12 protein-coding genes are annotated in these 19,511 nt (G+C 71.3%); 2 read left to right on the forward strand and 10 right to left on the reverse strand.

Features of this window, described 5'->3' with window-relative positions; genetic code table 11:
- Window position 1 precedes the first annotated feature (1 nt).
- The 10 genes from ACIRO3_RS20040 to ACIRO3_RS20085 form a co-directional block, all read right to left on the reverse strand.
- Entirely contained in the window at window positions 2-1,321 is a 1,320-nt protein-coding gene (locus ACIRO3_RS20040) for an O-antigen ligase domain-containing protein (protein WP_404138453.1), read from the reverse strand.
- Between the two features lies 1 nt (window position 1,322).
- Window positions 1,323-2,849, reverse strand: a complete 1,527-nt coding sequence (locus ACIRO3_RS20045; protein ID WP_404138456.1) for a right-handed parallel beta-helix repeat-containing protein — start codon at window positions 2,847-2,849, stop codon at window positions 1,323-1,325.
- Complete coding sequence (locus tag ACIRO3_RS20050; protein WP_404138459.1) at window positions 2,843-4,810, reverse strand: alginate lyase family protein; 1,968 nt, start codon at window positions 4,808-4,810, stop codon at window positions 2,843-2,845. The genes ACIRO3_RS20045 and ACIRO3_RS20050 overlap by 7 nt, the downstream gene beginning before the upstream one ends.
- The gene (locus tag ACIRO3_RS20055; RefSeq protein ID WP_404138462.1) at window positions 4,807-7,011 is read right to left on the reverse strand and encodes a bi-domain-containing oxidoreductase; all 2,205 of its coding nucleotides are present in this window, start codon (window positions 7,009-7,011) and stop codon (window positions 4,807-4,809) included. Before ACIRO3_RS20055 ends, ACIRO3_RS20050 begins: the two co-directional genes overlap by 4 nt.
- A 16-nt stretch (window positions 7,012-7,027) precedes the next feature.
- Entirely contained in the window at window positions 7,028-8,962 is a 1,935-nt protein-coding gene (gene asnB / locus ACIRO3_RS20060; RefSeq protein WP_404138465.1) for an asparagine synthase (glutamine-hydrolyzing), read from the reverse strand.
- A 3-nt stretch (window positions 8,963-8,965) separates the two neighbouring features.
- Entirely contained in the window at window positions 8,966-10,489 is a 1,524-nt protein-coding gene (locus ACIRO3_RS20065; RefSeq protein ID WP_404138468.1) for a Wzz/FepE/Etk N-terminal domain-containing protein, read from the reverse strand.
- Entirely contained in the window at window positions 10,486-11,856 is a 1,371-nt protein-coding gene (locus ACIRO3_RS20070; RefSeq protein ID WP_404138471.1) for a Wzz/FepE/Etk N-terminal domain-containing protein, read from the reverse strand. Before ACIRO3_RS20070 ends, ACIRO3_RS20065 begins: the two co-directional genes overlap by 4 nt.
- Window positions 11,849-13,117 carry a glycosyltransferase family 4 protein gene (locus ACIRO3_RS20075; protein ID WP_404138474.1) on the reverse strand — a complete coding sequence of 423 codons (1,269 nt, stop codon included), beginning with the start codon at window positions 13,115-13,117 and terminating at the stop codon, window positions 11,849-11,851. The genes ACIRO3_RS20070 and ACIRO3_RS20075 overlap by 8 nt, the downstream gene beginning before the upstream one ends.
- A complete protein-coding gene (locus ACIRO3_RS20080; protein WP_361782382.1) occupies window positions 13,107-14,423 on the reverse strand; it encodes a nucleotide sugar dehydrogenase in 1,317 nt (438 codons plus the stop codon). Before ACIRO3_RS20080 ends, ACIRO3_RS20075 begins: the two co-directional genes overlap by 11 nt.
- A gap of 73 nt (window positions 14,424-14,496) precedes the next feature.
- Window positions 14,497-15,981 carry a sugar transferase gene (locus ACIRO3_RS20085; RefSeq protein ID WP_404138520.1) on the reverse strand — a complete coding sequence of 495 codons (1,485 nt, stop codon included), beginning with the start codon at window positions 15,979-15,981 and terminating at the stop codon, window positions 14,497-14,499.
- Between the two features lie 957 nt (window positions 15,982-16,938).
- Here ACIRO3_RS20085 and ACIRO3_RS20090 point away from each other — a divergent pair.
- Window positions 16,939-17,601 (forward strand): deoxynucleoside kinase, encoded by a 663-nt coding sequence (locus tag ACIRO3_RS20090; RefSeq protein ID WP_361782385.1) that lies wholly within the window; start codon window positions 16,939-16,941, stop codon window positions 17,599-17,601.
- Between the two features lie 605 nt (window positions 17,602-18,206).
- Complete coding sequence (locus ACIRO3_RS20095; RefSeq protein WP_404138478.1) at window positions 18,207-19,451, forward strand: NAD(P)/FAD-dependent oxidoreductase; 1,245 nt, start codon at window positions 18,207-18,209, stop codon at window positions 19,449-19,451.
- Window positions 19,452-19,511 lie beyond the last annotated feature (60 nt).

Consider the following 19,511-nt stretch of genomic DNA (forward strand, 5'->3'; position numbering starts at 1 on the left):
CTCAGATCACCTCCGATTCCCGGGCCCACCGGGGCGTGCGTCGTCGGGCGACTTCGGGCGTCGCCAGGGGAGTGGCCGCGGCGGGTGAGGCCAGCAGCGAGGCGGCCACCGTCAGGTGCAGCAGGTACGGCGAGGCGTCGCCCAGCCCGGCCTCGGTGTAGGAGGCGATCGCGCAGTAGCTGATCAGGAAGAGCGCACAGGCCCGCTCGAGCGACGGCGGTCGCAGCAACGCGACGCCCCCCAGCACGATGACGATCGCCGCGACGAGCGCGACACCGGTCAGGCCCTGCTCGTTGTAGACGGCCAGCCAGCTGTTGTCGATCGGCAGCCCCCCGAACGACTTGTCGCCCAGGCCCGCGCCGAACATCTGCTCCGAGGCCGTCCGGGGGGCCGCCAGCAGGGCGTCCCAGACCTTGGCCCGACCGGTGAGGTTGGAGAAGTTCTCCTGGCTCTGCCCGCGCAGGAACCACGCCTGGAGCGCCGAGTTGAACCCCACCGCGGCCACGATGGAGCACAGCACCGCCCAGGTGAAGAACCGGCGGGCGGCGGCGCTGGTCAAGGCGAGCGAGCCGATCGCCAACACCAGCCCGATCAGCAGGCCGAGCGTGGCCGTGCGGGTATGGGTCAGCGCGAGCAGGACGAGCGCCGGCCCGATGACCAACGCCGCGTTCGCCCGATCGGTCCGGCGGCCCAGGAGGAGCAGCACGGTCAGCCCGATGATCACCGCGGCGTACTGTCCGATCTGTGGCGGGGTGAGCGGCCACAGCGCGCCGACCAGCCGCCCTCCGTACAGCTCGGGCAGCGCCGCCCCCGGTGAGACGAGCAGGCCGGCGGCCACGGACGCGAGTACCGCGAAGTACATCCGGATGTGGTGCCGCACGAACGTGTGGCCGCCGTCCCACCACCGGCTGAGCAGCCACAACGTGCCGACGAACAGAGCCAGCCGGGTGCAGCGGAACAGCGCCCCGAACCCGGCCTCCAGGTGCGCGCTGGAGATCACGCTCGGCACCAGCAACAGCGTGAGCAGGAACAGGAAGGCGCTCGCCCGGATGCGCAACCGGAGGTTCACGGCGAGCGCCAGCGCGAACGCGGCGACCAGCGAACCCATGGTGACCATCTGGATGAGGGAGCGGGGCAGCGGGACGATGGTCTGCGCCCCGGCGGAGCCCAGCGTGTTGAGGACCAGCAGCCCCCAGGCGATCCCGACGATCCGCGGAGCGCCGGCATCGTGTGGTGCGGCGGCGGATCGCGTGCCCGCGGTGTCCGGTCCGGCCGACGGCCCGTCGCCCGGCAGCCCCTCGCCCGTCAGGCCCCGGCGCATCTCAACCACCCGCCTGCGGCCGGAAGGTGCTGCCGGTGTCCTGCCGGTACGGGGCGCCCCGCCACTGCCCGAAGTCGAGTTCCCGGCTCGGGTCGTGGGCGACGAAGCTCCACGGTCCGACGTAGACGTTGTCGTGCCAGCGGTTCTCCTGCTCGTGGGTGATCGCCTCGGCCACCGCTTCGCCCTTGTACGGCGACCAGTCGGGGTAGGTGCCGTAGTTGCCCAGCACCGCCATGCGGCCGCACTTCACCGTGCACCCGACGACGGACGCGTCCAGCACGAAGCGGTTGTCGTGGATGTCCACCCGCCGGGTCTTCCACCGGCAGTCGGCGTGGAGCGGCGCGGTGGCGATGGTGGGCTGCGCGCAGCGTTCGGTGTCCTTCACCAGCAGCGTGCAGTCGCCGGAGGAGGTGTTGGCGGGGCTGTTGCAGAACCGGTCGGCGTTCTCCCAGAGGGTGATCCCGGACCAGTTGTCCTCCAGCACGTTGTCATGGATCTCGATCCTGTCCGTGCGGGCCGGGACCCGGGGTTCGCCGCCGGACTCGGACAGGTAGACGGTCGCGAACGGGAAGCTGTCGCCGTCGTCGGCCTTCCTGCGGCCCTCGACCCAGTTGTTCCGCCGGATCGTGTTCTTCCGGATGACCGCGTTGTAGCTGGTCTCGTAGATCAACGCGGCACCGTCGTTGGCCTCGACCACGTTGTCCTCGATGCGGAAATCGTTGTTGTTGGTGTCCGCCCACAACCCCGGTCCCCGGTTGTCGTGAACCCAATTGCCGCGAATGTCTGCGCCGTTGACGGCCCAGAACTTGACCCCTCCGGTACAGCCGCAGCCCGGCTGCCGCCGCTCCCAGTCGTCGACGTTGTTGCCCACGATCTCGTTGCCCTCGACCAGCAGGTCGGCGAGGGGACCGCCGGCCTTGTACGCGTTCACGCCGTACTGTCCGTTACCGCGCAGGCAGTTGCCGCGGATCCGCTGGTGGGCACCGGCCATCAACCCGGCGCCGGAGTTGTTCTGGATCGTCGCGTGCTCGATCACCCACCCGTCGGCCGAGTCGTGGTTGACCACGCCCTCGTCCTGCGGCGCGACGAACCCCTGCACGGTCAGCCGGCGGATGGTGACGCTCCCGGCGCCACCACCGAACGCGTACTGGTTGGTCTTGCGGCCGTCGAGCACCGCTCCCGGCGCCCCGAGGTAGCTGTTCCCCTCCTTCGGCAGGACCTGGGCGTAACGGTCGGCTTCGAGCGTGTGCGTTCCCGGCAGGAGCCAGAACGTCGTCCTCGGGGGGCTGCTCCTGGTCTTCACGGCCAGGTCACCGACCACCGCGGGGTCGACCGTGACCGCCCCCGCCGGAGCCCGCGTCGGCCCCGCCGCGGGCGCCGCGCACACCCGGGCCACGGACGTGGTCGGTGTGGCCTTCGGCACCGCCGACGGGCCCGGTGCGCCGGGAGCGCCCACGCACCCGGTCGCCGGCAGGAGCAGCACCAGCGCCGCCGTCGGCAGCGTCCGGTGCCGCCTCCCGATCACCACGCCTCCTCCTGATCGCGGAACCCGAGCACGGTGGTGAACCCCTCCGTGCCGTCCACGAAACCGGTGCCGATCAGCGTGGTGCTGGGTTCCTTGCGCCCGAAGCCGTCGGAGTACCAGCCCAACGGCGGGTCGCTCTCGCCGCGATGCGCCCGCCAGGACAACTGCCCGGGCAGGTCGAGCACGGCGCAGCGGTCCTCGCCGTCCCGGATCCAGGTGAGTTCCGCCCGGTTGCCCACCAGGTCCGCGGTGATCAGCGGGCCGAGGTGGAAGGCCAACCGCGCGGCCCGGCGCGGTCCGCGCACCTCGTCTACCACCCGCAGCTCCCGGGTCTCGGCGCTCAGCTCCACCCGGCGGCGGTGCACGGAGCCCCGGTACCCGTCGTGCTCGGCGCACCAGCGGGCCGTCCCCCCGTCGCGGGCGTCGGAGGCGTCCGCGACCAGGACCCGGCTGCGGGCGTGCCGGGTCCACAGGAACGGGCCGCCGGAGGCGGACTGGTCACCGCCGTCCAACTCCAGGGTGTTGTGGGCGACGGTCGACCGGAAGTACCGCCGCCACGCGGGCTGCCCGTGGTAGCAGAACGTCCCCGGGTCGGCGAGCACGTCGACCCCGTCGTGGCGGACCTCCACGGACAGCGCGTCCGCGTGGGCGTGCGCGGCGATGGACAGGAACCCGTGCGGACCACCGTCGCAGCGGCACCAGATCCCTCCCGGACCGCGCAGGATGGTCATCCCCGCGTCGGCGAAGTGGGCCGGCCTGCTCGCCGGGCGGGTCACGGACGGCGCGCCGGGCCGGACGAGCGCGGCCAGCAGCGGGGTGCGCACATCGGTGGCGGTCACCGTCGGCCACCAGGCGAGCCGCCCGAACACGGCGCCTCCGGTGGCCAGCAGCGAGGCCCACCGGTCGGTGCCCGAACCGTCCACGACCAGAGCGTGCCCGTCGTCCGCGTCGCCCTGGCGCGGTGGCCGAAACCGGCCGTCGACGACGGCCGCGAGCGCGTCGGTCATCCGCAGCAGCACCAGCCGCGTCGTCGCGGGGACCGGCACGCCGCAGGCGTCCGCCTCGGCCATCGCGGCCAGACCGAGCTCCAGCACGAGGCCGTGGTACTCGGTGGCCAACTCGCGGTTGAGGCCGGAGCCGAAGGTGTTGCCCCGCAGATGCCGGTCCAACGAGCGCAACGCGTCGACCCGCCAACGCGCCGAGGAGGGGAACCACCCGAACGCGCAGGCGGCGGCGAACTGCCCGGCCGCCTCGGCGATGACGTGGTTGTTCGCCGACGACCCCCGGCTGGGGAAGGCGGCCAACCAACGCTGGTGGTGCCAGATCTGGTCCAGCGCCACCGGGTTGCCCTCGAACAACCCGGCCGCGCCCGGCCACCCGTCGAGCAGCCGGCGGACCCACACCCAGGACAGCAGCCGGATCCCCAGCTCGATGCCGCTGATCCAATGCACCCCGCGCAGCGGCGAGTTGGCCGCCCACCACCCCCGCAGGTGCTCGGCCACCCGCTCGGCGTACCGCTCGTCCCCGGTGATCGCGTAGGCGGCGGCGAGCACCGTGAGGTACTGGTGCCGGGACAGCTCCCAGATCTGCTTGACGTCCCCGACCGCGTCCTCGTCCCGGTAGGGCACGTCGAAGGCGTAGCCCCACGGGGCCCGGCGTCCGGTCTTCGGGTCGAGGCACCAGTCGGGGTCGACCAGGTCGTCGCGGTCCACCCCGAAGTACTGCGCGTGCCCGGCCATCAGCCGGTCCGCCTCGGCGACGAGCCGCTTCGCGGCGTCCGCCGGCACCGCGTCGAACGTCCCGGCGGGCAGTACCGCGGTGAACCGGGCGCCGGTGACGACCGGGCGGTCCGGCGGCGCCGACCGCCACCGCCGCCTGCGCAGCGTGTCGCCCACCCGGCCGCCGACCTCCCGCGGCCCCATCCGGGACAGCCGGCGTAGGTACCAGCCCGCGCTCGTGGTCATCGCACCCCCGTCAACGTGACCGGCGCCCCGCCGACCAGGCAGGCCTGCACGGCGAGGGTGGCCGTCGTGGTGGCGACCAACGACTCCAGGGACACCGGCATCGGCCCGCCGGTCCGCACGGCCTTGACGAACGCGGCCAACTCGGCGGACTGGCCCTTGTCCCGCGCCCTGGGCAGTCGCGAACTGACCCACCGCTTGGGGCCGCCCCTGCCGTCCGCGTACACCGAGGCCCGGACGAAGTCGTCGAGCCGCAGCACCTTGCCGTCCGCGACGAGGTCCAGCGTCTCCTTGGGGAAGCCGGGCGAACCGGTGGTGACGTAGCTGATGGTGGCGGTCGACCCGTCCGGGTAGCGCAGCACGACCTGAAGGTCCTCGTTGCCGGACGTGGCGACGGCGTACACCGAGACCGGATCGGCCTCCAGCAGCCAGCTCGCCGTGTCGATGAAGTGCCCGCCCTCGCCGACGAACCGTGTGCCCTCGGTGCCCTGCCGGAGGTACCAACTGCCGTGCTGCAACCGACCCGCGTTGATCAGATAGCGCAGGCTCGCCGGACCGGTCCGGGCACCGAACCGCTTCCCCGCCTCCCGCAGGAGCGGCGCGAACCGGCGGTTGAAGCCCACTTGCAGCCGGTCGTTGCCGGATTCCTCCACCGCCGCGAGCACACCGGCCAGTTCCTCCTCGGCGAGGGCCAGGGGCTTCTCCACGAACACCGCCTTGCCCGCGAGCAACGCCGCGCGGGTCAGCTCGCCGTGCGAACTGTGCCGGGTGGTGACGACCACCGCGTCGATGGACCCGTCGCCGAGCACGGCGTCGAGATCCGTGGTCGCCCGCGCGAAGCCGAACTTGCGCTGCGCGTTGGCCGCGGACAGCGCCGTCGTGGTGACGACCGCGGACAACTCGACGCCCTCGCGCCCCGCCAGGTGCGGCAGCAGCATCGACGTCGCGTAGTTGCCCGCGCCGATGAAGGCCATCCGCACCGGCGCCTTGACGGACCGGGCCGGGGCGGGCGCCCCGCCGCCTCGTCGCACCGCGGGGACGGACACCGCCGGGGCCCCCGGCTCGCCCGCCTCCTCCTTCCGCTCGGGGTAGCGGAACAGCACGGCCACGGCCTTCAGCCCACCGTCCTTCAGGCGCCCGTACGTCTCGACGGCGTCGCCGAAGTCGGCGATGTGGGAGACCAGGGGCTCCACGTCGACACGGCCGCGGGCGAGGAGGTCGAGGAAGCACGCCAGGTTGCGGCGCTCGGTCCAGCGCACGTAGCCGATCGGGTAGTCCCGCCCTTCGAGCTCGTACGCCGGGTCGTAGCGCCCGGGGCCGTACGAGCGGGAGAAGCGGACGTCGAGCTCCTTCTCGTAGTACGCGTTCCACGGCAGGTCCAGACGGCACTTGCCGATGTCGACGACCCGGCCGCGGTCCCGGCAGAGCCGCGCGGCCAGCTCGACGGGCTGGTTGCTGCCGCCGCCGGCGGCCAGGTACACCTGGTCCACGCCGTGGCCGCCGGTCAGTTCGGCGACCGCGGCTTCCACGGCCGCGGACGCGGGATCACCGCACGCCGCCGCGCCCAGGCGTTCGGCGAGCTCGCAGCGCGCCGGGTCGGGGTCGGCCCCGACGACGCGGACCCCCGAGGCGGTGAGGAGCTGCACCACCAGCTGCCCGATCAGCCCGAGGCCGATGACCAGCGCCACCTCGCCGAGCTGCGGCTCGCCCTGGCGCACGCCCTGCATCGCGATCGACCCGACGGTGCCGAACGCCGCGTGGCGCGGCGCGAGGCCGTCCGGCACGGGAGTGTAGAGGTTCTTCGGCACCCAGTTCAGCTCGGCGTGCAGCGCGTGCTCGTTGCCCGCACAGGCCACCAGGTCGCCGACCTTCACGTCCTCGATCCCGGCGCCGACCTGCTCGACCACCCCGCACAGCGAGTAGCCCAGCGGCGTGTAGGAGTCCAGCTTGCCCATCACCTTGCGGTACGTGGCGGGCACCCCGTTGGTGGCCACGCTCTGCATGACCTTGGCCACCTGGTCCGGTCGGGAGCGGGCCTTGCCCACCATCGACATGCCGGCCTCGGACACCTTCATCAGCTCGGTGCCGGTGGATATCAGCGAGTAGGCGGTCCTGACCAGCACACCGTCCGGCTTGCACCCCGGCACCGGCACGTCGAGCAGTGCCAGCTCGCCGCTCTTGTAGTTCTGCACAACTTGTTTCACCGCAACTCCCGTTGTTCTACGCCGTCACGTCAGGGCCCCGGCCGGAGCCGGAGGTCGCGCCGCGATACCAGTACTCAAGGGTCAGCACGTGCCACAGATGCTTGGAGAAGTCCCGCTGCCCGGAGGCGTCCTCGGCGACCATGCGCGCCAGGGCGTCGCGGCGCAGGAACCCGGAGTTGACGAGCACGCCGTCGTGCACCACCTCGCGTACCAGCGGTGCCAGATCCCGGCTCATCCAGGCGCGCAGCGGGGCGCTGAACAGGCCTTTGGGCCGGTACACGATCTCCCGGGGCAGGATCGAGCCGGCCGCCTCCTTCAGGACGGCCTTGCCCTGCCGTCCGACGATTTTGCGGTCGCCGGGCACCGCGAACGCCGCCTTGACCACCTCGACGTCCACGTACGGCACCCGCACCTCGGTCGACGCGGCCATGCTGGAGCGGTCCGTGTAGGCGAGGTTCAGGCCCGGCAGGAACATCCGGGCGTCGGCCAGGCACATGCGGTTCACGAAGTCGTCGAGGTCGTTGTCCCGGTAGACGTCCGCGTGCTCGGTCAGCACGTCCTCGACCGTCCCGGCCAGATCCGGATCGACCAGGGCGAGCAGCTCGTCCTGGTCGTACATGGTGTAGCTCCGCCGGAACGCCGTCTCCTCCGGCAGATCGGCGAAGGAGAGGAAGCGCTTCGCGAACCGCACCGACCGGTACCCCCGGCGGGCCGTGGCGACCGGAAGCCGGTCCACGGCCCCGGACAGGCCGCGCCGCAGGGGCCGCGGAACGCGCTGATAGCGCAGCGCGAGCAGATTGGCCAAGTGTTTGCGGTACCCGGCGAACAACTCGTCGGCGCCCATCCCCGAGAGCATCACCTTGACCCCCGCCTCCCGGGCGGCCGAGCAGATCAGGAAGGTGTTGATCGCGGCGGGGTCGCCGATCGGCTCGTCCAGGTGGTACGTCATCCGCGGCAGCAGGTCGAGCACGTTCGGGGCGATCTCGATCTCGTGCAGATCGACGCCGAACCGCTCGGCCACCCGCCGGGCGTAGCGGAGGTCGTCCGGCATCGCCTCGAACCTGGCGTCCTCGGCGCGGAACCCGATCGTGTAGGCGGAGATCCCGGGTCGGTCGCGGGCCGCCAGCGCGGTCAGGTAGCTGGAGTCGAGACCGCCGGAGAGGAAGGTCGCCACGGGTACGTCGGAGAGCAGGTGGCGGCGGGTCGACTCCTCGACGACGGCGGCGACATCCGGCCGCTCGCCGCTCCGGGCCCGCTCCTGGCCCTCGGCGGCGACGTCCCGGAGGCTCCAGTACCGGCCGCGCTCCACCCGGCCGTCGGGCCGGCACCGCAGCCAGCTCCCCGGCGGCAGCTTCTCCGCCTCGCGGAACGCGCAGCGCGAGTCCGGCACCCAGTAGTACAGCAGCGAGGCCACCAGCGCCGCACGGTCCACCTCCAGCGACCCGCCGACGGCGGCGGCGAGCGCCTTGAGTTCGGAGGCGAACACCACGCCCCCACCGCGCCGGAGCAGGAACAGCGGCTTGATGCCGAGTTGGTCGCGGACGAGCACCAGGTCACCGGTGCGCTCGTCGAAGATCCCGAACGCGAACATGCCGCGCAGCCGCGGCAGGCAGTCCGTGCCCCAGCGCCGCCAGGCCTCCAACAGCACCTCGGTGTCGGAAGTACCGCGGAAGCGCACCCCGACGGCGATCAGTTCGGCGCGCAGCTCGGGCGCGTTGTACAGCTCTCCGTTGTACGTGAGGACGAGGCCGCCCGAGACCATCGGCTGGGCGCCGGTCTCGGACAGGTCGATGATGGCCAGCCGGCGATGCCCGAGGTGCACTTCGCCGTCACCGGCGTCGTGACTGTACCGTCCGGCCCCGTCCGGACCGCGATGGGCGAGGGTGTCGGTGAGCCGGTCGGCCACGACCTTCCCGTCCGGCCACCGGTACGTGCCTGCGATGCCACACATGTCCTACCGCGCTTCCTGGTCGATGTCCGGGACTCGTGCCCATGACGGCCGCTCCGGCCGGGGCCGGTCCGTCCCGCCCCGCCCGCTCGTCCGCTCGTCGTGGCCGCGCGGCGCGGTGTGCGCCCCGTCCCACAGCGTGCCGTCGGTCCGATCACGCGGATCGGGGTCGATCACCACCACGCCGATCACCGCGATGCCCAGGTCCGCGAGCTGACGTGCCACGGTGTGCAGCCACGCGGCGCCGGCGTGCCCGGCCCGCACGACGAGCACGGTCCGCGTGCCGAGGTACTGGAGGTCGGTCCACGCCGCGCCAGGCGCCACCGAGCCGACGCCGAGCCGGCGCTCCTGCCGCGACGGTCCCGCGGCACTCGCGCCGTCGACCACGGCGGGGTCTCCCGGCCTCGGGTGGCGGTGGGCGAGCCGCCGGCCGGGCAGACCGTCGACGATCACCACCGGCCCCTCCTCGCCCAGGGCGCCGGCGAGGTCCAGGGCGATCACGCTCGTGGTGCGGGCACACCCCAGGTCCAGCAGCGACACCGGTTCCGCGGAGTCGCGCACGGCGCGGGCCAGGGTCGTGGCCAGGCGTGTCCGGGCCGCCCGGGTCCGTCGGCGCCGCCACGGCCCGGCCGACCGCCGGTGCGTGCCGCGCGACTCCGCGATGACCGAGGCGCCGAGGTTCGCGGCGATCTCCCGGCGCAGCACCGGACGGTCCGCCACCACGGCCCCGACCGCTGCCACCGCGAGCCCGAGGACGAGCCCGAGGACGAGCCCGACCCCGGCGTTGGTGACGGCGGTCCGGGGCACGGAGTGCCGCACCGCGCGCGCGTCGTCCACGATCTGTGTGCCGGCGATGAGTCGGGGCGTGCCGATGTGCGCCTCCGCGGCCCGCCGACCGAAGTCCGTCATCCGCGAACCGAGCTCGGCCCGGCGGGTGAAGAGCGACTCCATGTTCGCCGACGCCTTCGGCCCGCTCTGCGGCGACGAGTCCCCGATGGTCTTGTTGACCTGGGCGAGTTCGTCCTGCATGCGGTCACGCTGGTCCAGCAGGGACGTGGCCTCGGCGTCCGCGGCCTCCCGGACGCGCCGGACGTGGTCCGCGACGAACGCGTCGGCCAGCGCCTTGGCCCGGGCCGTCGCCTGCGCGTCGTCGGCACCCGTCACGGTGATCCGCAGCAGGTTGTTGGACAAGCCGATGCTCGCGTAGTCCCGCATGAAGTCCTCCGGCTTCTCCGGGGAGCCGAGGGCCTGCAGGGCCCGGCCGGCGATCCGCGTGGTGTGCAGCAGACCGACGTCCGTGCGGATCAGCGTTCCGGGGTCGTTCGGCTGATCCGCCTGATGTGCCACCAGCACCGTGGTCACCGCGGTCGGCGGCGGGGGCATGAGGACCGCCATCGCCGCGCCGACGAGCAGCCCCAACAGCGCCAAGCAGGACCACAGGCGGCGGCGCCTGCGCACGGCGACCACCAGTGCCTGGAGGTCCAGCAGGGGAGCGGGAGCCGACGGCTGCGAAGCCGCGGACGTGCTCACGCCGAACCTCCCGACGCGTCGACACCCACCGCGAACGCCGGCGTGGTGTCCTGCGGAGGGTCGCCGGCGGCGGACTTCTCCCGGCGGGCCCGGACCATGCCGGCGAGGACGATGCCGACGACCTCCTGTCGGGCGTCCGCGCACGCCCCGGCGATGTCGGCGAGTTCCGCCGCGGTCCGGTTGCCCGCACTGAGGACGACCAGGGCGCCCGACTCGTCGTCGCTCTCGCGCACCAGCGGCCGGGTCACCGAAACCTCCACCACGCGCAGCCGCGGTTCGCCCCCGGCTTCGGCGACGAGCTGCTCGGCCGCCCTGAGGGCGGTCTCGTCGCCGCCCGGGACGACGAGCAACAACCCCGGTGTGAAGGGGTGTTGCTCCCGCAGGCGGGCACACACCCGTCGGTGGCGGACGCGCATGCCGGCCTCGTCGCCCGAGGGCCGCGGAGCCGGCACGTCCCACCGCACGTCGAGGCCGAGCAGCCGGCGGATCGTGGCCCGCGGGCCACCGCCGTCCGGCCGGTGCACCGGCCGGCCAGCGGGCACGTCGACGGTACCCAGCACCGGCGAGCCCAGCGCCGCGGCGATCTCCGCCTCGGTGCGCGGCCGGCGACCCCTCCGTGCGGTGGCGAGATGACCGATGACCGTGAGGAGGAAGAACAGCAGCGCCCCGCCGCCGACGAGCTGCGTCCTCGTCGGCGGAGCCTCGCCCGTCGGCCGGGCCGCCGGTCCCATGACGACCATGTCGGCCTTGTCGGAGGCCGGGTCGGCCTGCTCCAGCTTCTTGACGGCCTCCTGCAGCGCGGTACGCAGCTTCGCGAGCTCGGTACGCGTCTGCACGCTCTCCACGGACTTACCCGGATCGGCCGCATCGGCCAGCTCGGTGATGCGGCGGCTGGTCTGCGTCACCAACTGCCGCAGCGCCTCGGGCCGCGCCGCCGCCTCGGGGTCGGTGCCGGCGCCCGCGATCCGCGCGGCGAACGTGACGAACTGGCCGGCCACCTGGTCGGCGAGCCGCTGGGCACGCTCCGGGGTGTCCGACGTACCCGAGATCGTGATGATGTTCCCGTCGGCGGCGGCGGCGCTCACCCGGTCCCGTAGCCCGCCGCCGCCGACCTCGGTCCAGCCGAGGGTGGCGGCAGCGCGGTCGAGCACCACCGAACTGGTCGCGATCTCCGCCTGGGTCAGCAGCTCGCGCTCCTGCCACGCGCCGGGCAGCAGCACCGATGCCGACGTCGTGTACCGCGGCGGGAACAGGAACGAGGCGCCGTAGCCGACGAGCGCACCCACCACGGCGAGGAGGGTGAGGAGCCGCAGACGCCGACGGATGATCCGCCCCATCGTGACCAGACGTATCGTGTCATCACTCAACGGTGCGGCCTCCTCCCGCCCGGTCCTGGCCGTCCGTCGCCACCTCGGCGGCGTCGGGGCAGGCCGCGGCGTAGGCGGCGAGCAACGAGGCCTGCGAGTTCCGCCAGGAGAGCGGCCCGTTGATCCGCTCCTGGCCGATCTTGCCCATGTGGGCCCGCTTCTCCGGATCGTCCAACAGCAGCGCGATGAGCCCGGCGAACTCGGCCTCGTCGTTGGCGGGCGCGTACAGGGCGGCCTCCCCGGCGGAGACCCGCGCCTCACGGAGATCGAACGAGACGATCGGCCGCCCCATCACCATGTACTCCAGGACCTTGTTCATGGTCGACACGTCGTTGAGTGGATTGAGCGGATCGGGGGACAGGCACACGTCCGCCGTGGACAGGTAACGCACCAGGTCGCCGTCCGGGATGCGCCCGGTGAACTGCACCTGCTCCGAGAGTCCGAGCCGCCGGGACAGCTCCACCATCGCGTCGAAACTGTCGCCGGAGCCCACGAAGACCGCGTGCCAATCGGTCCGCCCGAGCTCGTCGCGCAGCGTCGCGAGGGCCCGCAAGGCGTAGTCGACGCCGTCCTGGGGGCCCATGACGCCCAGGTAGCACAGGAGATGGGGCTTGCCGCGCTTCAGCTCCGGCTCCGGTGGTACCGGCCGGAACCGGTCGGTGTCGGGCGCGCTGCGCACCACGAAGACGTCCGCGGGCCGCCGACCGCCACGGCGCATGGCGACGTCCCGGTAGCTCTCGTTCGTGGCGAGCACGATGTCGGCGGCCCGGTAGGTCCGCCGTTCCAGCGCGAGCACGGCGCGGTACAACAGGTCCTGGCCGCGGTCGAACCGGGAGAGGTACAACTCGGGTACCAGGTCGTGCTGGTCGAAGACGAACCGGGCCCCCCGCCGCTTCAGCCACAGCGCCGGCAGGAACAGCAGGTCGGGCGGATTGCAGGCGTGGACGACGTCGACCGGGCCGACTTCGCGGGCCAGCCGGACCGTGTGCCACAACGCCGATCCGTACTCCCGCAGGTAGCCGGCCGGCCCTCCGGTGGCCGCGCGCAACGGGTAGCGGTGGATCCGCACCCCGTCGATCTCGACCTCCGTCTCCGTGTCCCGCGTGGCGCCCTGGGGACAGATCACGTGCACCGTCCAGCCCGCGTCGCGCAGCGTCGTGCACTCCTGCCACACACGCCGGTCGAACGGCACCGACAGGTTCTCCACGAGGACCAGCGCGCGACGGGTCTTCCCGCCGCGGCCGGCCGGGTTACCAAGCAAGGCCCATGTATCCCGGTTCGGCCCGACGCGCCTCGGCGTCGGGGAGGCGGACGAGGTCGACGATCAGCGGGCCGTCGCCATGGGGCAGCGCCGACAGCACGGCCGGGTCCCTGGTCCCGACCAGGCACACCTCGGCATGTTCGAGCACCTCGGCGACGGACTCGGCGAGCAGCTGCGCGAGGTGCGGCAGGCGGGTCTCGATGTACTCGCGGTTGGCGCCGAGCAGTCGGGAGAGGTTTACGTTGGGGTCGTAGATCCGCAGGTCGTAGCCCTTGCCGAAGAGTCTCTCCGCCAGCTCGACGAGCGGGCTCTCGCGGAGGTCGTCGGTGCCGGGTTTGAAGGACAGCCCGAACAGGCCCACCCGACGCTTGCCGGTGCGCGCGACCAACTCCACCGCCCGCTGGAGGTGTTCGGAGTTGGAGGGCAGTACGTGGGCGAGGATGGGCACCGAGATGTCGGCCCGTCGTGCCGCGTGGAGCAGGCTGCGCAAGTCCTTCGGCAGGCAGGAGCCGCCGAAGGCGAAGCCGGGCCGCAGATAGGCGGAGCTGATGTTGAGCTTGCGGTCGGCGAGGAACACGTCCACCACCTGGTGGGTGTCCACTCCGAGGGCGTGGCACACGGCGCCCAGCTCGTTCGCGAAACCGATTTTGAGGCCGTGGAACGCGTTGTCCGCGTACTTGATCGCCTCGGCCGTCGGGATCGGTACCCGGAACACCTCACCGGGCAGTCCGTCGTACAGCGCCTCCACCACGTCGCCGCTCGCCGGGTCGAGTTCGCCGATGACGGTCTTGGGCGGGTCGAAGAAGTCCCGCACGCTCGTGCCCTCGCGCAGGAACTCCGGGTTGACGGCGATCCCGATGTCCACGCCGGCGGTACCGCCGATGTACTTCTCCAGGATCGGTACCAACAGGTTCAGGCAGGTGCCCGGGAGCATGGTGCTGCGGAACACGATGGTCTGCCGCCCACCCCGCTCGGCCACCGCGGCACCGATCTGCTCGGTGACCCGCTCCAGGTAGGTGGTGCACAGGCTGCCGTTGGGCTCCGACGGTGTGCCCACGCAGACCAGCGACACGTCACTGCCCATGATCGCCTCGCGGACGTCGCCGGTGGCGCGCAGGGCCCCGGACCCCACGACCTCGGCGATGAGTTCGCTGATCCGCTCCTCGACCACCGGCGCCTTGCCGTCGTTGACCAGGTCGACCTTCGCCTGGTTCACGTCCACCCCGATGACCTCGTGCCCCAGGCTGGCCAGGCACGCGGCCGACACACAGCCGACGTACCCGAGCCCCAAGACGCTGACCCTCATGATCCGTTCCTCCCCCCAGGCAGGCCCTTGTGGCCTGCGCTACGTGAACCGACCGGACAACGTTCCCCGCGCATCAGTAGGCGCCCTGCCCCTGGACCACCGCGCGCAGCGTCTTCCACAAGATCACCGTGTCGAGGGCGAGTGACCAGTCCTCCACGTACCGCAGGTCCAACCGGACCGCCTCCTCCCAGGGCAGATCACTGCGTCCGCTGATCTGCCACAGGCCGGTGAGCCCCGGCTTGACCAGCAGGCGCCGCCGGATGTCCGGGCCGTACGCGGCGCACTCCTGCGGCAACGGAGGCCGCGGACCGACGAGCGACATCGATCCGGTGAGCACGTTGAGGAGCTGCGGGAGCTCGTCGATCGAGTACCGCCGCAGCATCGATCCCACCCGGGTCACCCGCGGATCCCGGCGGAGTTTGAACAGCAGGCCCGCGCCCTCGTTGAGGTGGGCCAGCTCGGCGCGTGCCCCGTCGGCCCCGGCGACCATGGTGCGGAACTTGACCATGGTGAACTCGCGGCCGTCCTTGCCGACCCTGCGCTGGCGGTAGAACACCCCACCCCGGCTCTCCACCAGGACGAGCAGCGCGACGAGCGCCATCAGCGGAGCGAACAGCATCAGCAACACCACCGCGCCCAGCCGGTCGACGACCTCTTTGACCGCCCGGCGAGCCCCGGTGAAGATCGGCATGCTGACCCGCAGGAGCGGGATCCCGAGCACCGCGTCGACATGCAGCCGGGGGCCGGCCACCTCCATCAACACGGGAGCCACGACCATCTCGGCATCGCTGCCTTCCAGGTTCCAGGCCAGTCGCCGCAGCCGGTCCGGCGACCAGTGCGGGTCCGGGGTGACCGCGACGACGCGGTAGCCGTCACGGTGGACGTGGCCCGCGACGTCCGTCAGTCGGCCGACGACGGGCACTCCGTCGAGGTGGTCACCGTCGAGCCAGAAGCCGTCCGGTGTGCACACGGCCTCCACCCGCCACCCGAGGTGCGGAAACTTGCGGGTTCGGGCGATCAGGTCGCGCACGGTGGCCGGGCTTCCGGCGGCGAGCACCGGGCGCAGGCACCGCCCTTCCTCGCGCTGTTTGTGCAGCCACAGGCGCAGCAGGTACCGCTCGGTCATGGTGACGAGCGCGATCGCCGGTATCGCGACGAAGATCCAGAGCTTGATGTTGTGCGAGGTGAGGGCGATCCCGCCGAGTGCCAGTACGACGGCCGCCGCGAAGAGCGAGCGTCCGAGCCGACGGAATTCCTCGGCGCCCTGCCCGAGTACGGCCGGCTCCCAGGCCCGGGTCACCGCAAGCGCTCCCAGCACCAACAGTTCGGTGCCGAAGGCGAGAATGCTCCACTTCTCGTGCCAGTCGGCGGCGTCCCTGACGCCGAAGAAGCCGCCTGTCGCCACCACCACGAAGGCGGTGGCCACGGTGTCGCTGATGATCACCGTATGGCGGTACCGCTGCGCCCAGTCGATCGCGGGTCGGCTGATCACTCCGCTCGCCGCGTGACCGGGCGCCGATAATAACGGGCCGACCAGCTCCCCTTCGCCCTGCTGCACGGTTCCCCCCAGGTCGCCCGTGGACTCGACGTGTTCGTTCCACACGGTTCCTCCCCCCGGGAGGCCCGCGCCCCCCGCGCTGTTCGTCCCCCGGGAGGCCCACCCCCCGCGCCGCGCTGTTCGTCCCTCGGACGGCCCCGGCCGCCCGCATGGCATGCCGGCCCGTGCGGCGCTGGTGGCAGACCCACCCGGCCGACAGCGGTTTCGCATGTCCTGTCAGGGCCCCGAGGCGCGCGGGAACCCGTTGACGATTGCCCCCCGGCCCAAGGCTCCCCCCTCGGGCCCCACGGATCGATCACTCACGTCGGACGCCGGGGACGCGACTGCCGGCCGTCCGTGACGTCAGACCTGTAGATCACTATTTGTCGCTTCGTGTCCGAAGATGCGAAGCACGGTCAATGTAGAGCATGGCGGGCCCGCTGAAGAGGGGAATGTATGCAACTTGTGCTCAGGCTTTGAAGGTTGACCATCGAAGCGTGAAGGTCCCCGGGTGACTTGCGGCCGAGGACGGGCCGTGTGACCTGTGGTGACGGGAGTTTCACGGGCTGTGGAGACCGCGGTGTCCGAGGTGTTTCGGGACTGCTGTTCGGATCCGCCGGGGGCGCGGGGCGGAGCCGTCCGGTCGGGGGCGGCAGCCACCCGGTCCATGGCGCCGTACGAAGAGGCGGGGCGAGGGAGTGGGCGCCGGCGCCCCGGCCGGGGTGGGGCGGGTTGTCATTCATGCTTCAGGACGGCCGCGCGGCGGTGGCTCGTCGCGGTCCGCGGCACCTGCGGAACGGCCGGGTCCGGCCGGTTGGAGGGGCACGGCGTGCGTGGGGCCCCCGGACCGGACGGGGACTGCGGGACGCGCTGGTCGAGAAGACCTTGGGGAAACGAGTGACCGCCGACGCGCGGCCCGGTGGTGTGGGGTGCACAGCCCCCGCCCGTGAACAGAAGACCCCCAGGGAGAAGTGAGGTATGCCGGTGATCTGCGTCGGAGGCATGATCGGGATCGGGAAGACGACCGTGGCCGAGCTGCTCGCCAAGGAGTTGGGCAGCGAGGTCTTCCACGAGAGCGTGGAGGACAATCCGATCCTCCCTCTCTTCTACACGGCGAGCCCCGAGGAGATCCAGGCCAAGCGCTATCCCTTCCTCCTCCAGCTCTACTTCCTGCAGACCCGGTTCGCCTCGATCAAGGAGGCGTACAAGCAGGGCGACAACGTCCTCGACCGGTCCATCTACGAGGACTGGTACTTCGCCAAGGTCAACCACGACCTGGGCCGGATCAGCTCCCTCGAGATGCGGGTGTACGAGGGGCTGCTCGACGAGATGATGCGCGAGATCGACGGCCTGCCCTACCGCAAGGCACCGGATCTCATGGTCTACCTCAAGGCGGACTTCGAGACGGTGCTGCGTCGCATCGGGCTGCGGGGCCGTGCTTTCGAGCAGGACGAGGGCCTCGTCGGGTACTACCGGACGCTGTGGTCCGGCTACGACGACTGGGTGCACAAGCACTATGCGGCCAGCGAGGTCCTGGTCGTCGACATGGACCACACCGATGTGGTGAACAACCCCGAGGACGCGGCCCGCGTGGTGCGAGAGGTCAGGGACGCGCTGACGGCGGCGAGGCTCCGGGGCTGAACTTTCGCCCGCGGGCGCCCGGGACGTGTGGGGCGGAGCGTATGTGGCCGCCCTTCACCATCGGACACTTTTCTGTGTGTCCGGGCGCCACCTCGCGCCGGATCCGGCGATTTCCGATGCCCCCGACGGGGCGGGTCGCCGGCTTGCCGCAATTGCCGATTCGCCGGCCCGCGGCACCTTGCCGGGACGCGTGTTATCGGTTACGGAGAACGCCGACAGCTTCCTGAGACGGCTCATTACCACGGGGGGCCCGTCGGGCGTCTCGGATCATCCAATCTGCGGATCGTGTCAAGTGCATTAGTTTAGGAAGAGAGCATTCCGCTACCGGTGATGACCGAACCTTGACCGGACTGGCTGATTCTTGCCTCGATGATGATTGTGATGCATGGCACATCCCTGCCCCTTCGAAAGGGGCAAAAGGGTGCATTTGCTGCATCATTCGGGCGGAGGGAATGATTCTGTTGGCCAAAATAGAACGTCCGCGCATCGGTCGGACATTACCGAGGCTTGACCTGGATATACCGGTCTCCATAACCTCCGGATCGTGCTTGCGCCGCCGATCAACGGTGCATCAGTTACGTCAAACCATTTGACCGGAGGGTTGTATGTACGACGTTATTGTTGTAGGTGGCCGATGCGCAGGATCGCCCGTTGCGATGCTGCTGGCTCGACAAGGACACCGGGTCCTCGTGGTGGATCGGGCCTCATTCCCCAGTGACACGGTGTCGACCCACTACATTCACCAGGCCGGGCTGCTGAAGCTTCAGGACTGGGGTCTGCTCGAAGAGATCATCGCGGCCAAGACGCCGGCGCTCCGAAAGATGCATTACTCCTATCGGGGCATCGATCTCAACGGGTTCGCCGATCCGGTGGACGGTGTCGACGCCGTCTACTGTCCGCGCCGCACCGTGCTGGACGAGATCCTCGTCAACGCCGCCCGTCGGGCCGGCGCCGAGGTCATCGAAGGGTTCACCGTATCCGACCTGGTCTTCACCGACGGCCGCGTGAGCGGAATCCGCGGCCGTGAAGGCGACGGACCGGAGCGCGAGTTCCGGGCCACCGTGGTCATCGGGGCCGACGGCTTCCATTCGACGGTCGCCAAGAAGGTGGGCGCGGAGCTGTACAACGTGCGGCCCGCGGCGGGCTTCATCTACTACTCGTACTACAGCGGGCTCGACGACTGGGGCCTGCACCACAAGACCGGATTCAACGAGAAGTGGTTCGGCACCTGGCCGACGAACGACGGCGTGAACATGCTGGCCGTCATCTGTACGCGGCGCCAGCTCAAGGAGTTCCGCCAGGACGTCGAGGCCGGCTTCCAGGGCGTGTTCGACGACGTGTCACCGGAGATGGGAGCGCAACTGCGCGACCAGGGCAGACGCGAAGAGGACTTCAGGCCCATGCGCTACCCGGACAACTACTACCGCCGCGCGTACGGTCCCGGCTGGGCCCTGGTCGGCGACGCCGGCTACCACAAGGACCCCTACACGGGGTGGGGCATCACCGACGGCTTCCTGCACGGCGAACTCCTCGCCGAACGCGTCCACCAGGGACTGACCGGCGAGCGGCCCATGGACGAGGCGCTGGCCGAGTACAACAAGGTGCGCGACGAGGAGAGCGCCGGCGTCTACGACTTCACGACGACGCTCGGCGAACTCACCGAACTCCCGCCCTTCTTCAAAACCACGATGGCGGCGATGAGCAAGACGCAGGAGTGGACCGACAAGATGCTCGGCCTGATCGGCGGAGTCGTCCCGGACTACGAGATCTACGCGCCGGACGCCCTTGAGCAGCTCTACGACGCCGCCGGCACGCCGCAGAACGAACGGATCTACGACCCGGCCGGCTGACGGCCTTCGCCGCGTCCGTCCCACCAGGCCACGCACGTACACGCCGAATGCGGTGTGTTG

Source organism: Streptomyces sp. NPDC102278 (assembly GCF_044766345.1).
Classification (GTDB): Bacteria; Actinomycetota; Actinomycetes; order Streptomycetales; family Streptomycetaceae; genus Streptomyces.

What these genes read in the sequence shown, in the direction of transcription:
- ACIRO3_RS20080 (WP_361782382.1), bottom strand. Translation starts at nt 14,423, where the DNA reads ATGAGGGTCAGCGTCTTGGGGCTCGGGTACGTCGGCTGTGTGTCGGCC.
- ACIRO3_RS20050 (WP_404138459.1), bottom strand. Translation starts at nt 4,810, where the DNA reads ATGACCACGAGCGCGGGCTGGTACCTACGCCGGCTGTCCCGGATGGGG.
- ACIRO3_RS20095 (WP_404138478.1), top strand. Translation starts at nt 18,207, where the DNA reads ATGTACGACGTTATTGTTGTAGGTGGCCGATGCGCAGGATCGCCCGTT.
- ACIRO3_RS20040 (WP_404138453.1), bottom strand. Translation starts at nt 1,321, where the DNA reads ATGCGCCGGGGCCTGACGGGCGAGGGGCTGCCGGGCGACGGGCCGTCG.
- ACIRO3_RS20090 (WP_361782385.1), top strand. Translation starts at nt 16,939, where the DNA reads ATGCCGGTGATCTGCGTCGGAGGCATGATCGGGATCGGGAAGACGACC.
- asnB (WP_404138465.1), bottom strand. Translation starts at nt 8,962, where the DNA reads ATGTGTGGCATCGCAGGCACGTACCGGTGGCCGGACGGGAAGGTCGTG.